General features: G+C 58.8%; 12 protein-coding genes. All 12 read left to right on the forward strand.

Annotation, left to right across the window (positions count from 1 at the left end):
- Nucleotides 1–250 precede the first annotated feature (250 nt).
- The 12 genes from DBO86_RS18670 to fliG all read left to right on the forward strand — a co-directional run bounded on the left by DBO86_RS18670 (nt 251) and on the right by fliG (nt 14324).
- Nucleotides 251–2884, forward strand: a complete 2634-nt coding sequence (locus DBO86_RS18670; protein WP_108234494.1) for a flagellin N-terminal helical domain-containing protein — start codon at nt 251–253, stop codon at nt 2882–2884.
- 71 nt (nt 2885–2955) lie between these two features.
- Nucleotides 2956–3303 (forward strand): flagellar protein FlaG, encoded by a 348-nt coding sequence (locus DBO86_RS18675; RefSeq protein WP_108234495.1) that lies wholly within the window; start codon nt 2956–2958, stop codon nt 3301–3303.
- A gap of 70 nt (nt 3304–3373) precedes the next feature.
- Nucleotides 3374–4756, forward strand: coding sequence for a flagellar filament capping protein FliD (gene fliD / locus DBO86_RS18680; protein ID WP_108234496.1), 1383 nt, complete (start codon nt 3374–3376; stop codon nt 4754–4756).
- A gap of 253 nt (nt 4757–5009) precedes the next feature.
- Nucleotides 5010–5387: a flagellar export chaperone FliS gene (gene fliS / locus DBO86_RS18685; RefSeq protein WP_108234497.1), complete on the forward strand. Its 378-nt coding sequence runs from the start codon at nt 5010–5012 to the stop codon at nt 5385–5387.
- Nucleotides 5388–5406: 19 nt separating this feature from the next.
- A complete protein-coding gene (gene fliT / locus DBO86_RS18690; RefSeq protein WP_108234498.1) occupies nt 5407–5703 on the forward strand; it encodes a flagellar protein FliT in 297 nt (98 codons plus the stop codon).
- Nucleotides 5704–5949: 246 nt separating this feature from the next.
- Nucleotides 5950–7425 carry a sigma-54 dependent transcriptional regulator gene (locus tag DBO86_RS18695; RefSeq protein WP_108234499.1) on the forward strand — a complete coding sequence of 492 codons (1476 nt, stop codon included), beginning with the start codon at nt 5950–5952 and terminating at the stop codon, nt 7423–7425.
- 281 nt (nt 7426–7706) lie between these two features.
- On the forward strand, nt 7707–8921 hold the full coding sequence (locus DBO86_RS18700) for a sensor histidine kinase (protein WP_108234500.1): 1215 nt from the start codon (nt 7707–7709) through the stop codon (nt 8919–8921).
- A 3-nt stretch (nt 8922–8924) separates the two neighbouring features.
- Entirely contained in the window at nt 8925–10340 is a 1416-nt protein-coding gene (gene fleR / locus DBO86_RS18705; protein WP_108234501.1) for a sigma-54-dependent response regulator transcription factor FleR, read from the forward strand.
- 395 nt (nt 10341–10735) lie between these two features.
- Nucleotides 10736–11065: a GIY-YIG nuclease family protein gene (locus DBO86_RS18715; protein ID WP_108234502.1), complete on the forward strand. Its 330-nt coding sequence runs from the start codon at nt 10736–10738 to the stop codon at nt 11063–11065.
- Nucleotides 11066–11190: 125 nt separating this feature from the next.
- A complete protein-coding gene (gene fliE / locus DBO86_RS18720; protein WP_013714978.1) occupies nt 11191–11520 on the forward strand; it encodes a flagellar hook-basal body complex protein FliE in 330 nt (109 codons plus the stop codon).
- Between the two features lie 10 nt (nt 11521–11530).
- Nucleotides 11531–13315, forward strand: coding sequence for a flagellar basal-body MS-ring/collar protein FliF (gene fliF, locus DBO86_RS18725; RefSeq protein WP_108234503.1), 1785 nt, complete (start codon nt 11531–11533; stop codon nt 13313–13315).
- Entirely contained in the window at nt 13308–14324 is a 1017-nt protein-coding gene (gene fliG / locus DBO86_RS18730) for a flagellar motor switch protein FliG (protein ID WP_108234504.1), read from the forward strand. Before fliF ends, fliG begins: the two co-directional genes overlap by 8 nt.
- Nucleotides 14325–14327 lie beyond the last annotated feature (3 nt).

Consider the following 14327-nt stretch of genomic DNA (forward strand, 5'->3'; position numbering starts at 1 on the left):
TGGCGGATGCCGGGCAATGCCCTGCAGAGGTTTGCAAATGGCGCCAGATTTACGTCGTGAGGCCGGTTTTTAACCCTAAGTACTTGATGCGAAATAAGAAAAAAATATCGATTCGGAGGTGAAAAAAAGCCTAAAGCTTCCTGCTCAAGCGCCGATAAAAATCTCGAATGCGAACTTACTGGGTGCCTGGGCCAAGCCCACCCAAGGTCGCAAGCTCAGGCAAACACGCTAGTCCTCGGAGGACGCCATCATGGCACTGACTGTAAACAGCAACATCACTTCCCTGAACGTACAGAAAAATCTGAACGCCGCCTCGGCCAAGCAGAGCGAAAGCATGCAGCGCCTGTCCAGCGGCCTGAAGATCAACAGCGCCAAGGACGATGCCGCCGGCCTGCAGATCGCCAACCGCCTGACCAACCAGGTCAGCGGCCTCAACGTTGCCGTGAAGAACGCCAACGACGGCATCTCCATCGCCCAGACCGCTGAAGGCGCCATGCAGGAATCCACCAACCTGCTGCAACGTATGCGTGAACTGGCCCTGCAATCGGCCAACGGCTCGAACAGCGATGAAGACCGCGCCTCCCTGCAGCAGGAATTCACTGCGCTGTCCGGCGAACTGACCCGTATCGCCAGCACCACCTCCTTCGGTGGTCGTAACGTACTGGATGGCTCGTTCAGCAGCACCAGCTTCCAGATTGGCGCTAACGCCAACCAAACCGTTTCCTTCAGCCTCAGCAGCGTTGCTGCAAAAGACCTTAAAGGTAGCTATAGCAACGCCAGCAGCGTGGGCACTGCACAGCTGGGTATGAGTGCTTCGGTTACCGGAACATCAATTGGCGCTGCCAATACGTCCAGCACTGAACCAGTTACTCTGGAAGGCGGAGCTTACGGTACTGTGGTTGCAAGTTCTGTAATTAATTTGAATGGCGTAAATATCACCATGACTGGTGGTGCTATCGCTAATACCATTGATGACATCAATAAGCAGACGGATTACACCGGCGTTACGGCAAGTCAGGATAATGGCAAGCTGGTATTGACTTCGAATAATAGCATTGAGATTTCTGGTGCTAAGACTCTTGGCTTTACTGCTGATACTGATAGTTATGCAGTGGCTGCTAGCGGTCGCACTGAAGTGACCGGTAAGAACTTTAATGAGAGCGGTGTTGCTGGCAAGACGTTGGTTCTTAACTCCAGTGGTTATAATAATACAGCAGCCATCACCTTCCAGGCTGGAGATGATCTGGAGGCAGTCGTTCAGCGTATCAATGACAAGACTGCTGATACAGGCGTAACAGCCAGTATTGATGATGGTGAGCTTAAGCTGGACGCTAAGGGTGCTATTACTATTGGTGATGCTAGTACCGGTACTCTGGCATTGGGGCTTGGCGCTAACACAACTGCAATTACTTTCCAGCCTTCGACCGTTGGGCAGGCTAAAGTCACTGGTAGTGCCGTTGATACCACTGCTGCTGGTTGGCCTGTTGCGTCTAATACTAGCTTTAAAATTAATGATGTAGAAATCAGTGTTCTGACTAGCGACACAATGGCAAGCATTGCTCAGCGTATTCAAGATGCTGGGATCGACGTCAATGCTGCTACGTCAGGTGCTGCCGCCGCAACTGTTCTTACCTTGGACTCCACTCAAGATATCACCATCGACGGTGATACTACTCTCCTGACTAGCCTCGGTCTGAACAATGCCAAGGGCACTACAGAGGTTGCGACTGCAAAAGATGCCGAGGCGGTGTATGCATACACTGCGCCAACGGATGGTAATGATCAGTTGGTTATCAATGGTAAGACCATTGATCTGAGTCTTGGTGAGGGAATTGATAGTGTAATTGATAAAATTAATGCTGCAGGTGCGGGTGTTACTGCTGAGAAGGTTTCTACCAACGGCGGGACTACTGATCTGGGTATCAAGCTGACTTCGAGTGATAGTTTTACTATCGGTGAAGGTGATAATGGTGGCTTTGCTGCTCTGGGGCTTGATACTGTTGCTGATGGTACCCCGCTGACTAGCGCAAATAATGGCGGCCTTGTTCGTGTAGTTGGTGCGCCAGTTAGTGATGCAGATGGCAAACTGTCCAGTAGCGCATCGATCAACCTCAATGGTGAAACCATCGATTTGCGGAGTGGTTCCGACGCGGAAGCTATTGCCAATACTTTGAATCAAAGCACTGACAGCACTGGTGTTACCGCCTCTGTTACCAATGGTCGTCTGCAGCTGACCTCTGCAGATGGCAAGGCAATTGAGCTGTCCGACAACTCTGCCGGTTCGCTGTCGCGCTTGGGTCTGACTGCTGGAACCACTGATGCAACTCTTACTGAGGGGACTTCGGTAAGCTTCAATGGCACTGAGGTTCGCTTCTCTGCTGGTGCTACTCTGGAAAGCATCGTCACTTCGATCAACACTGCCAGTACGGGTGTGACTGCAAGTGTTAATGACGAGGGGACCCTGACCCTGTCTTCTGACAAGGACTTCACCGTTGCAGATGGCGCATCCGGTACTGGCCTTGAGTCGCTCGGTCTGACTGCTGGCAGCAACACTGCGGTGACCCAGGACGCTACCGTCAGCAACCTGGATATCTCCAGCGTTGAAGGTTCGCAGATTGCGGTGCAGGTACTGGACGGTGCCATGCAGCAGATCGACAGCGAGCGGGCCAAGCTGGGTGCGGTGCAGAACCGTTTCGACAGCACGGTTTCCAACCTGCAGAATATCGCCGAGAATGCTTCCTCTGCCCGTAGCCGTGTACGGGATGTGGACTTCGCTTCGGAAACCGCCGAACTGGCCAAGCAGCAGACCCTGCAGCAGGCCTCTACGGCGATCCTGGCCCAGGCCAACCAGTTGCCGTCTTCGGTACTGAGCCTCCTGCAGTAACAAAGGGCGAGGTGGTAAACCACGGGAGGGGTACGCAAGTGCCTCTCTCGTCTTTGTATGGGTGAATAGCCATGGACATTAACGCGCTTGGCAGTAGTAACCTGAAGCAGGCCGCCGCTAATCCGGCTACTGCCGAAGAGTCGCCAAAACAGTCTGCCGTCGTCGCCGCTCCCAGTGAGTCCGGCGCACCGGTGGATCCGGCTGAACTGGAGGAGGCAGTTGCCCACCTTCAGGACTATGTGCAGAACGTCAATCGCAGTCTGCAGTTTGAGATTGACGACAGTAGCGGCATGGTGGTCGTACAGGTTTACGCCAGGGATTCCGGAGAGCTGATCCGGCAAATTCCTAGCGAAGAAGCTTTGCGACTCGCCGAACAGCTCGACGATGCTCGCACCCTGTTGTTTGAAGCGCGAGCCTGATCCTGGCCTGATTCCTGCGTAAGCATTGCGCAGCAAGCTAACGCGTCAGAATTCAAGCGAAGGAGGTCCCATGGCGGGCTCCACTATTACCGGACTGGGCTCCGGTCTCGATATTTCCAGCCTGGTTACCTCGCTGGTGGATGCCGAGAAAGCGCCCAAGCAGAGTCAGATCGAGCGTCTGGCTGCGACGACCAATACCACCCTTTCCGCAGTGGGTACGCTCAAGAGCGCTCTGGAGACTTTTCAGGCTTCGGTCACCAGCCTGACCAGTGTTTCCTCCAGTTTCGCCGCTCTGTCTGGCAGTTCTTCCAAGAGTGAAGTAGCAACGGTTACTGTCGGCAGTGGTGCAGTGGCTGGTAGCTATGAGCTGCAGGTCGAGCAATTGGCGAAGGGCTCCAAGGTCGCCTCTCAGGTGATGGAAGACGGTGCTTCGACCACTTTTTCCTCAGGTAGCCTGACTATTTCCCTCGGGTCAGCCAGCTACACCGTAAGTGTTGCTGAGGGCGCCAGCCTCAGTGACATCCGTAGCAGTATCAATTCCCAGCTGTCCAACTCGGCAGGCATCAGCGCCAACATCGTCACGGACTCCAGTGGTTCGCGCCTGGTGCTCAGCTCGGAAACCATGGGCGAGGGCACGGATCTCAGTGTTTCAGGCAGCAATGACAGTCTGGCGCGTCTGGATGTCGACGGCACCGTGCAGCAGGCCGGTACCGGAGCCGGTTATATCACCAAGGCGCAGGATGCCAAGTTCACGCTGGATGGTCTGTCCATGACCAGCGCGACCAATACGGTGAGTAGCGCGATCAGTGGTCTGAGCTTCAAGCTGCTGAGCGAGGATGATGCGTCCACCACCATTACGGTCGGCTCCAACAGCGATAAATTGCAGTCCTCGATACAGACCTTCGTAACGGCCTACAACACGCTGCTGACCATGACCAATGCGCTGACCAAGGTCAGCACTCAGGATGGTGCTGTCACCGATGCGGGGGCACTGGTTGGCGATGCCTCGGTACGCACGCTGCTTAACTCGGTGCGCAATGCCTTGTCGCAGCCGTCGAGTGCTGGCAGTACCTTGTCGCAGTTCGGTGTGCTGACGCAGACCGACGGTACTCTGGCCATTGATGACACTCGCCTGGAAGCTGCAGCCAGCTCCGATCCTGAGGTGATACGTTCGTTTTTCACTGGCAGTGATGGTTTGCTGGAGCGTATGGGCTCGCTGGTTGAGGGCTACACCAAGAGAGGCGGTATTCTGGAGGCGCGGGAGTCGAATCTGAACTCGACACTGCGCGATCTGGATAACCAGCAAACCGATCTCAACCGGCGTATGGAAGCGCTGGAGACGACGCTCTACTCCCGCTACAACAAGATGGATGCCTTGCTGGGCGAACTGGAAAATACGCGCAACAGCCTGACCTCGATATTCGATGCCATGGCTGCGCAGAAAGACAATTAAGCCGTATCTACGGCTATTAAGGTGAGGGCGCGCGGGCGAGAGGTATCGCAGCGCCCTTTTTGCTTTATTTGCCAGTTGCTCCGGGCTCTGACGCCTTAGCCGGGGCTGTTGGTAGATCAGGGGGCTGCCAGGTTTTCAGGTTTTGCTGATACCGCCCGCACTGCAAAAAAGTGTGCTGGAGGCACCTAAAGTTATGCCGGACCACGTCGATATAAAGGACATCTCCCAGCTATCGTTGTGCAAGGAAAACCAGATGAACGCCATGGCCGCCCTTCGTCAGTACCAGAACGTCAATCGTAACGCTCAGGTTGTAGAAGCCAGTCCTCATCGTCTGATTCAGATGCTCCTTGAGGGCGGGTTGGATCGCATCGCCCAGGCGCGTGGCGCGCTGGAGCGTAAGCAGATTGCCCTGAAGGGTGAGTTGATCGGCAAGGCCGTTGCTATCATCGGCGGCCTGCGCGAAGCGCTGGATCTGAAGGCCGGTGGTGAGCTAGCCGCTAACCTGGACGCCTTGTACGACTACATGATGCGTCGCTTGACTGAGGCCAACATTCACAACGACCCACAGCGCTTGGATGAAGTTGCCGGCCTGCTGCGTCAAGTCAAATCCGGTTGGGATGGCATTGCCTGAAACCGGTGGGGGATTACCCATGAACGCATCCGTTATGCAGTTGCAGACTACCGGTGCGGCCTTGCGCCAGGCGCTTGATGGTCGCGATTGGGAGGCCATCGGCAAGCTGGATCTGCAGTGCCGTGCGATCGTTAGCCAGGCGATGGTTGAGCCGGAGTTTGATCAGCAAGCCATGAGTGCCTGCATGCAGGAGCTGCTGGACCTGTACCAGGACATGATTCAGCTGTGCCGCAAGGAGCAGGGCAAGATCGGCGAAGAGCTCATGCAGCTGCAGCAGTCGCGTAAAGGCGCGCAGGTTTACCGCCTGTTCGGCTGAGTTGGGTCAAGCTCCCGGTTATTGCGTCAGGGCAACATAAGCCAGGCTCGCCGTGAGGTGAGTCTGGCTTTTTATCGTCTGCATGCGGTTATTTCCTGTTTGGCCGGGATGTGACTGCCATAGCGAAAAGACACGTCATAAAATTGACTGCAGCCACAATAATGACTTTACTAGTGGCCAGTCGCTGGATTGTGCCGATTCCATGGCGCGCCTTTTCTTTCACTCCTCGAGTCAGACCTATTCAAGATGTGGCGTGAAACCAAGATCCTCCTGATTGATGACAATTCAGCCCGTCGCCATGAACTGGCGATCATCCTGAATTTCCTTGGCGAAGAGCACCTGAGCTGCAGCAGCGCGGATTGGCGTGATGTCGTTGCCGGGCTGGAGTCCAGCCGTGATGTGCTCAGCGTGTTGTTGGGCGAAGTTGACGCCAAGGGCGGGGCGCTGGAGCTGACCAAGCAGATTGTGGCCTGGGATGAATTCCTGCCGGTGCTGACCATTGGCGAGATGCCGGCTATCGATTGGCCGGAAGACTTGCGTCGGCGTGTGCTGACCGGCCTGGAAATGCCGCTGAGCTACAACAAGCTGCTCGACTCTTTGCACCGCGCTCAGGTTTATCGCGAGATGTATGACCAGGCGCGTGATCGTGGCCGTCAGCGCGAGCCCAATCTGTTCCGCAGCCTGGTCGGTACCAGTCGTGCCATTCAGCAGGTTCGGCAGATGATGCAGCAGGTGGCCGATACCGAGGCCAGTGTGCTGATCCTGGGTGAGTCCGGAACCGGCAAGGAAGTCGTCGCGCGCAATCTGCATTACCACTCCAAGCGTCGCGATGCGCCGTTCGTGCCGGTCAACTGTGGGGCCATTCCGGCCGAACTGCTCGAGAGCGAACTCTTCGGGCATGAGAAGGGTGCTTTTACCGGCGCCATCACCAGCCGGGCAGGGCGCTTTGAGTTGGCCAATGGCGGCACGCTGTTCCTGGATGAAATCGGTGATATGCCGCTGCCGATGCAGGTCAAGCTGCTGCGTGTGTTGCAGGAGCGCACTTTCGAGCGCGTCGGCAGTAACAAGACGCAGACTGCTGACGTGCGCATCATTGCCGCCACGCACAAGAACCTGGAGAAGATGATCGAGGATGGCAGTTTCCGTGAGGATCTGTATTACCGCCTTAACGTCTTCCCGATCGAGATGGCGCCGCTGCGCGAGCGTATCGAAGATATCCCGCTGCTGATGAACGAGCTGATCTCGCGCATGGAGCACGAGAAGCGCGGCTCCATTCGTTTCAACTCGGCCGCCATCATGTCGTTGTGCCGTCATGACTGGGCGGGCAACGTGCGTGAACTGGCCAACCTGGTCGAGCGTATGGCGATCATGCATCCCTATGGCGTGATCGGGGTGGGCGAGTTGCCGAAGAAGTTCCGTCATGTCGATGACGAAGATGAGCAGCTTGCGGCCAGCCTGCGTGACGAGATGGAAGAGCGCGCGGCAATCATGGCCGGCCTGCCGGGCCTCGATACGCCAGCCATGCTGCCGCCGGAGGGGCTGGACCTGAAGGACTACCTCGGTAATCTGGAGCAAGGGCTGATCCAGCAAGCGCTGGATGATGCTGGCGGTGTGGTGGCCCGTGCTGCCGAGCGCCTGCGTATTCGACGGACCACGCTGGTCGAGAAGATGCGCAAGTACGGTATGAGTCGCCGCGAAGAGGATGGTCAGGACGAGGATTGATTTCTCAGCCTCAGGCTAAGGAAACTCTGGAAAACTCGTCATTCCCGCGCAGGCGGGAATCCAGAACCTGCGAAACTCCTGGGCTCCCGCCTTCGCGGGAGTGACGGTAAGTAACTTTTTCAGAACATCCCTAACGCCGCAAAGAAAGCCGGAGCTTTGACGCAAGCTCCGGCTTTGTTTTTTCAAGTTGTTGATAAATAAGAACAAAAAAGTAGGCACGGGGATTGCTAAAGCTCTTGTATCCGACCGTCTTCTGACGGTGCGTCGTACGAGAGAAGCAGATGGAAGCCAACCTTCGTCCTACCGAGTCAGCCGAGCCAAGCCTTGCAGCGCCGCTCGAACAAGCCAGTCGTGCAGGACTGGAGCAGGCCTTTGCCCTGTTCAATCAGATGTCCAACCAGCTCAGCGAGTCCTATAGCCTGCTCGAGGCGCGGGTCAATGAGCTGAAGGGGCAACTAGCACTGGTCAGTGCTCAGCGTATGCAGGAACTGGCGGAGAAGGAGCGTCTGGCCCATCGCCTGCAAAGCCTGCTCGACCTGCTGCCTGGTGGTGTGATCGTCATCGACGGACAGGGTGTCGTGCGGGAGGCCAACCCAGTCGCGCGTGCGCTACTCGGCCAACCACTGGTGGGTATGCTCTGGCGCCAGGTGATCGCGCGCAACTTCGCGCCGCGCGAAGACGATGGTCACGAAATTTCCATGCGCGATGGTCGTCGTCTGTCCATCGCCACCCGATCCCTGCACGGGGAGCCTGGGCAACTCGTGCTTTTGACTGACCTGACGGAAACCCGTCGCCTGCAGGATCAGCTCTCTCGCCATGAGCGCCTGTCGGCGCTTGGGCGCATGGTCGCCTCTCTCGCCCATCAGATTCGTACGCCACTCTCCGCTGCGTTGCTCTACGCCAGTCATCTGAATGAGCAGGTGCTACCCGCCGAACAGCAGCAGCGCTTCGCGGGGCGCTTGAAGGAGCGGCTGCACGAGTTGGAAAACCAGGTGCGTGACATGCTGATCTTCGCCCGTGGCGAGCTGCCATTGCCGGATCGGCTGTCGCCCTCAGCGCTGTTCGACGCGCTGCGAGCGGCTGCCGACGCGCATGTCGGTGGCATGGCCGTGCGCTGGCAGTGCGATGCGCGCGATGGCGAGTTGTTGTGTAACCGCGACACATTGGTGGGCACCGTGCTCAATCTGATCGACAACGCCATTCAGGCGGCCGGTCGCGATGCGCGCCTGAAGATTCATCTGTATCGCCGCGGTGGCCAGTTACGGCTATGCGTCAGCGATAACGGACCGGGTATGAGCCAGGAAACCCTGGCGCGCCTGGGCGAGCCCTTCTTCACCACCAAGACTACCGGAACCGGCCTCGGCCTGGCGGTGGTCAAGGCGGTGGCGCGTGCTCATCAGGGCCAGTTGCTGCTGCAATCACGTGCAGGTCGTGGCACCTGCGCCATCGTTTCTTTGCCGCTGCTTGATGCAGCGCCTCACTCGAATCAGGAGTAATCCATGGCTGCCAAAGTCCTGTTGGTTGAAGACGATCGCGCCCTGCGCGAAGCCCTGGCCGATACCCTGTGCCTGGGCGGGCATGATTATCGTGCGGTCGATTGTGCCGAGGCGGCTCTGGTCGCCTTGACCGAGGAGCCGTTCGGGCTGGTGGTCAGCGATGTCAATATGCCGGGTATGGATGGGCACCAACTGCTGGCGCAGATTCGTAGCCGTTATCCGCAATTGCCGGTGTTGCTGATGACGGCTTTCGGTGCCGTGGAGCGGGCGGTGGATGCGATTCGCCAGGGGGCGGCCGATTATCTCGTCAAGCCGTTCGAGCCACGCACGCTGCTGGAACTCGTTGCCAGGCATGCGCTCGGAAAATTGACGGCGGGTGATCGTGATGGGCCGGTCGCGCTCGAGCCCGCCAGCGTGCAGCTGCTGGAGCTGGCATCCCGCGTGGCGCAGAGCGATTCGACGGTGATGATCACGGGTGAGTCGGGGACCGGTAAGGAGGTGCTGGCGCGTTATATCCATCAGCAGTCGCCGCGCGCCTCCGGGCCTTTCATCGCCATCAACTGTGCGGCGATTCCCGACAACATGCTTGAGGCCACCTTGTTCGGGCATGAAAAGGGCGCGTTCACCGGTGCCGTGACCGCGCAGCCGGGCAAGTTCGAGTTGGCCGACGGAGGCACCATCCTGCTCGACGAGATTTCCGAAATGCCGCTGGGGCTGCAGGCCAAGTTGCTGCGTGTGCTGCAGGAGCGTGAGGTGGAGCGGGTCGGGGCGCGCAAACCGATCAACCTGGATATTCGCGTGCTGGCCACCAGTAACCGTGATCTGGCCGGCGAAGTGGCGGCCGGGCGTTTCCGTGAGGATCTTTACTATCGCCTGTCGGTCTTCCCCTTGGCCTGGCGGCCGTTGCGTGAGCGGCCTGCCGACATCCTGCCGTTGGCCGAGCGGCTCCTGGCCAAGCACGTCAAAAAAATGAATCAGGCACCGGTACGTTTGTCAGAATCGGCAGCGCAGTGCCTGGTGCAGCATCAGTGGCCGGGCAACGTGCGTGAGCTGGACAACGCCATTCAACGTGCGCTGATTCTGCAGCAGGGTGGGGTGATACAGGCGCAGGATCTATGCCTGCACGCACCCATAGGTCAGACGGTGCAGAGCGCCGTGCCGCACCTGGCTGTGGTGCCGAGTATGGCCCCGCCGATGACGCAACCGGTCGAGCCGCCGGCTGCGGTGGATTCCGGCGCGCTGGGCGAGGACCTTCGCCGTCGCGAGTTTCAAGTGATCATCGATACCCTGCGTGCCGAGCGCGGTCGTCGCAAGGAGGCCGCCGAGCGTCTGGGCATCAGCCCGCGTACCCTGCGCTACAAGCTGGCGCAGATGCGTGATGCCGGGATGGATGTTGAGGCTTACCTGTACGCCAGCTAGTTTTGCTGTGCTGAAGGGGATGCGACGGAGGGGGACGCTGCCTGGGTTCCCGCCTTCGCGGGAATGACCTCGAATGATCCATCGCCGTCATCCCCGCGAAGGCGCAGCTACCGTCATCCCCGCGAAGGCGGGGATCCAGCCGCGGTGCTAAGGTTGTCCTGGCTTGTAGGAACATTTTTTGTTCGGGCCTAACAGGCTGTTGAAAAACTACCTGCGTTGGCAATACTGCGTTAAAAACAGCCTCAAAATGCTCATTTACAGCATGTAAACTGCGCTTTTTCGGCTGTTTTCGCCTTGTCTTGCCTGCCTCGCCTACGTTTTTCAACGGCCTGCTAAATCGATTGCTGAGTAGGCTTCCATCCGTATGAAGGGCCCAATCTGCAAAGGACTGCAGCATGAAACAACCCGCCGTTTACATTATGGCCAGTCAGCGTAATGGCACGCTCTATACCGGAGTTACAGCGGATCTGCTGCGGCGTGTCTGGCAGCATAGAGAGGGAGTCGTTGAGGGCTTTACACTCCGCTATGGAGTGAAGTTGCTGGTGTGGTACGAGCAGCATGAAAGTATGAGTGGCGCGATAGCCAGGGAGAAGGCGATCAAGAAATGGAATCGTGCCTGGAAGCTGCGCCTGATCGAAGAGCGAAATCCGCAATGGCGCGATCTTTGGTCAGAGATTGTTGGTGAGTCGTCTGGTGCTGCTGGGTCCCCGCCTTCGCGGGGATGACGGTAGTTATCCCATTTATCTGCGTATCCTCGGTCTGATTCCCATAAGCCGCTCTGTTGGCACCCTTGTTGCTAATACCCCTGCATAGCGCCGCTAGTGTCAAAAAGCGGGCAGTGGAGGAAGTCATGAGCCAGGGTGTCGAATTCAATCGCTTGATGCTGGAAATGCGTTCCATGCAGGCTGAGGCCATGGCGCGTCAGAAGCCTGCTGCGAGCGAGCCAGTGCAAGGGGCGCCGAGTTTCTCGGAAATGCTCGGCCAGGCGGTGAATAAGGTCAACGAGACCCAGCAGGCTTCCAATAAACTGGCGACCGCATTCGAGATGGGGCAGAGCGGGGTCGATCTGACCGATGTGATGATCGCCTCGCAGAAAGCCAGCGTATCCTTCCAGGCCATGACCCAGGTGCGTAACAAGCTGGTCCAGGCTTATCAAGACATCATGCAGATGCCGGTCTGAGGATTGATTCATGGCTGAAGCAGCAGTAGCAAACGTACCGGCCAAGGCCGATGCAGGTGAGCCCAAGAAGCCTCTGCTCGGTTTGAGCTTTCTGGAAAATCTTGCCGAAATGTCGGTGCTGCGCCAGCTCGGTCTGCTGGTCGGCCTGGCAGCCAGCGTGGCCATCGGTTTTGCCGTGGTGCTGTGGTCGCAGCAGCCGGATTACCGCCCGCTGTACGGTAGCCTCAACGGTATGGATGCCTCTCAGGTGGTCGAAACCCTGACCGCTTCCGGTATCGACTACACCATCGAACCCAACTCCGGCGCCCTGTTGGTCAAGGCTGACGATCTGGCGCGTGCGCGCATGCGCCTCGCTGCTGCTGGCGTGGCGCCCACCGACAACAGCGTCGGCTTCGAAATTCTCGACCGTGAGCAGAGCCTGGGCACCAGTCAGTTCATGGAGGCGACCCGCTATCGCCGCGGTCTCGAGGGCGAGCTGGCACGTACGGTGGCCAGCCTCAACAACGTCAAGGCGGCGCGTGTACACCTGGCCATGCCCAAAGCGTCGGTGTTCGTGCGTGACGAACGCAAGCCGTCTGCCTCGGTGCTGGTCGAACTCTACCCGGGGCGCGCATTGGAGCCCAGCCAGGTCATGGCCATCGTCAATCTGGTGGCGACCAGCGTGCCCGAGCTGGACAAGGCTCAGGTCACGGTGGTCGACCAGAAGGGCAACCTGCTCTCCGACCAGCAGGAGCTGTCCGAGCTGAGCATGGCCGGCAAGCAGTTCGACTACACCCGCCGTATGGAAACGCTGTTCACCCAGCGTGTGCACAACATTCTGCAGCCGGTGCTGGGCACTGGTCGCTACAAGGCGGAAGTGTCGGCTGATGTGGATTTCAGCTCGGTTGAGTCCACTTCCGAAATGTTCAATCCGGATCAGCCCGCGCTGCGCAGTGAGCAACAGGTCAACGAGCAGCGTCAGAGCAGTCTGCCGCCGCAAGGCGTGCCGGGCGCGCTGTCCAATCAACCGCCGGGCCCGGCTGCCGCTCCGCAGCAGGCTGCAGGCGCTGCCGCTCCGGCCGGTCCGATAGCGGCTGGTCAGCCGCTGGTCGATGCCAACGGTCAGCAGATCATGGACCCGGTAACCGGCCAGCCGATGCTGGCGCCGTACCCGGCAGACAAGCGTGAGCAGTCGACCCGCAACTTCGAGCTGGATCGTTCCATCAGCTACACCCGTCAGCAGCAGGGACGCCTGCGTCGCCTGTCGGTAGCGGTGGTGGTGGATGACCAGTTACGTGTCGACCCGGCTACTGGCGAAAGCAGCCGGGTGCCGTGGACGACCGATGACCTGGCGCGCTTTACCCGTCTGGTGCAGGACTCGGTGGGCTTCGATGCCAGTCGCGGCGATAGCGTCAGCGTGATCAACACGGCGTTCACCGCGTCGATGGGCGAAGAAATTCCGGATATTCCGTTCTACACCCAGCCCTGGTTCTGGGACATCGTCAAGCAGGTGCTTGGCGTCCTGTTCATCCTGGTGTTGGTGTTCGGCGTGTTGCGTCCGGTGCTCAACAACATCACCGGCGGTGGCAGGGGCAAGGAGCTGGCAGGCTCCGGTGATGTGGAGCTTGGCTCGATGGCAGGTCTGGATGGCGAGCTGTCCGATGACCGTGTCAGCCTTGGCGGCCCGCAGAGCATCATGTTGCCTAGGCCTAGTGAGGGGTATGATGCGCAACTGAACGCTATCAAGAGCCTAGTGGCGGAAGACCCTGGCCGCGTCGCGCAGGTCGTGAAAGAGTGGATCAACGCCGATGAGTGACAATCGCACTGCTACCAAGCTGAACAAGGTCGACAAGGCTGCGATTCTGCTGCTTTCGCTGGGTGAGACCGATGCCGCACAGGTGTTGCGTCACCTCGGGCCGAAGGAAGTGCAGCGCGTCGGTGTGGCCATGGCTGGCATGCGCAACATTCATCGCGAGCAGGTCGAGCAGGTGATGGCCGAGTTCGTCGAGATCGTCGGCGACCAGACCAGCCTCGGTGTCGGCTCCGATGCCTACATCCGCAAGATGCTCACCTCTGCGTTGGGTGAGGACAAGGCCGGTAATCTGATCGACCGCATCCTGCTGGGCGGCAGCACCAGTGGTCTGGACAGCCTGAAGTGGATGGAGCCGCGTGCCGTTGCCGATGTGATTCGCTACGAGCACCCGCAGATTCAGGCCATCGTCGTCGCCTACCTCGACCCGGACCAGGCGGCCGAGGTGCTCAGTCACTTCGATCACAAGGTACGCCTGGACATCGTTCTGCGGGTGTCGTCGCTGAACACCGTGCAGCCGGCCGCGCTGAAGGAGCTCAACCAGATTCTCGAGAAACAATTCTCCGGCAGCGCCAATGCCACGCGCGCCGCCATGGGCGGCGTCAAGCGTGCGGCGGACATCATGAACTTCCTCGACAGCTCGGTGGAAGGTCAGCTGATGGACTCCATCCGCGAAGTGGACGAAGACCTGTCGACACAGATCGAAGACCTCATGTTCGTCTTCGACAACCTGGCCGATGTCGACGACCGTGGCATCCAGGCGCTGATGCGCGAAGTCTCGTCCGAGGTGCTGGTACTGGCGCTCAAGGGGGCCGACGACGCGATCAAGGACAAGGTCTTCAAGAACATGTCCAAACGTGCAGCCGAGCTGCTGCGCGACGATCTGGAGGCCAAGGGGCCGGTGCGCGTCAGCGATGTCGAAGGGGCGCAGAAGGAAATTCTCACCATTGCCCGGCGCATGGCCGAAGCCGGAGAGATCGTGCTTGGCGGCAAGGGTGGTGAGGAGATGGTTTAAGCC

Source organism: Ectopseudomonas oleovorans (assembly GCF_003052605.1).
Taxonomy (GTDB): Bacteria; Pseudomonadota; Gammaproteobacteria; order Pseudomonadales; family Pseudomonadaceae; genus Aquipseudomonas; species Aquipseudomonas oleovorans_A.